The sequence below is a fragment of the Nocardioides sp. P5_C9_2 genome, assembly GCF_054049555.1.
Genome location: NZ_JBFUMD010000707.1, coordinates 1 through 1,326 on the forward strand (window position 1 = coordinate 1; position 1,326 = coordinate 1,326).

A 1,326-nucleotide genomic window follows, 5' to 3' on the forward strand; every position below is an offset into this window, starting at 1 on the left:
CCACCACTCCCGTCCTGAAGAAGACCGCTGCGCAACTGCTAAGGCACTTGCAGGTCAACGGACCACAGAGCCTCAGCGAGTGCAAGGACACTTCGCCGATGCGAGCCAACTATGTGCAGGCGTACATTCACGCGCTGGAAGAGGTCGGAATGGTCACCACGGCGATGGAGAAGCACCGGACGCGTGACGGGAAGTGGAGGCGGTGCCGGGTACTCCGGGTGGCCTCGCCTGAGGCCGTTAGAGCCGCGTTGAGCGCCCCCAGCACCGCGGAGGCTGACCGGGACCTGTGGCGCATCCTGAAGCCCGCACATACGCCGCAGACCGCCCATACGGTCGTGACCTTGGATGACCTAGTGCGTACGCCGGTTGGCGTTGCCGAGCGGCTGACCCTTCAAGACATCAGGACTCTGGCCCAGCCGCAGGGCGGCAGCAGCGAAGAGCCGTGGTCACCGCGAACTGACCGAAGCGAACTTAGGTGGTCAGCGCCATCGCACTGAACCCCGGAGTCGGGGAACCGATCTGCACCTCGCGAGAGACACTTACAAGAGACGCCGGTCGGACTCATCGCGGCGAACTCGCTTGCGAATGGCCTCCGACGCAACGGAGTCGCCAAGATCATCTAGTTCGTCGGCAAGAGCGAGGGCAGCCTCAGGAAACTTCGGCAGGACTCGTCCCAGAGCCTTGACGAGTCTTTGAACGTCCTCCTCGGCAGGGTCAGGTGTCAGCGCGGCGGCGGCCTTGAGGCTCTCCCTAACCTCCCTCAGGGCTGCGAGGAGGGTCCTGTGGTCACCGGCAGCCTTCGCACAGTTGAGCGCCTCCTCGGCCTCGTGAACGAGCAGGAGCATGCGCCCCAACAGGTCGTCGTCGTGCAGCATGCGACGGCGGGAAGCAGCGCTGATCAAACGCGACTCCAAGTGGTTGCTGGCATGTCGTCGGACAGCGTCGTGGCTGACGCGGAATGCGGCGGCAACTGCTCGGTGGGACTGGCCAGAAACTATCGCCAGATCAAGATCGTCGCACTCGACGTGAGTGCAGATGGTGCAGGTGCGAGCCATGAGTGAAACCTCCTGTGGAAGTTTCGGCCGTACCGAGGGTTGGCCCCGCGGGCCAGTACGGCGCGCGACCGCAGTCTCGCGGTAATCGTCGTGCTGTCCACTGGCTTGAGTGGTCGGCGTCCCATGCCTGACGTGCTTCAGAACATCGTCGCTGGCTCGCTCACAGGGCTGGTGGGTCGCTGGCCCGACTAGGACCTAGAGCGACCTTAGAGCGGCACGAAGTTCGTTCGCCGCGTTCGTGTAGGCCTTCGCGAACGGCTTGTCGTTGGGC

3 protein-coding genes are annotated in these 1,326 nt (G+C 64.2%); 2 read left to right on the plus strand and 1 reads right to left on the minus strand.

Annotation, left to right across the window (positions count from 1 at the left end; genetic code table 11):
• Window positions 1-497 (plus strand): hypothetical protein (locus ACXJKL_RS21175; protein WP_457208962.1); only part of this gene is annotated, 497 nt, incomplete at its 5' end.
• A gap of 42 nt (window positions 498-539) precedes the next feature.
• On the opposite strand, the gene ACXJKL_RS21180 is transcribed toward ACXJKL_RS21175, so the two are convergent.
• Window positions 540-845, minus strand: a complete 306-nt coding sequence (locus ACXJKL_RS21180) for a hypothetical protein (RefSeq protein WP_457208963.1) — start codon at window positions 843-845, stop codon at window positions 540-542.
• Between ACXJKL_RS21180 and ACXJKL_RS21185 the strand changes: the two genes are divergently transcribed.
• Window positions 828-1,061, plus strand: coding sequence for a hypothetical protein (locus tag ACXJKL_RS21185; RefSeq protein ID WP_457208964.1), 234 nt, complete (start codon window positions 828-830; stop codon window positions 1,059-1,061). The genes ACXJKL_RS21180 and ACXJKL_RS21185 overlap by 18 nt on opposite strands.
• Window positions 1,062-1,326: the final 265 nt, after the last annotated feature.

What these genes read in the sequence shown, in the direction of transcription:
- ACXJKL_RS21180 (WP_457208963.1), bottom strand. Translation starts at nt 845, where the DNA reads ATGCTCCTGCTCGTTCACGAGGCCGAGGAGGCGCTCAACTGTGCGAAG.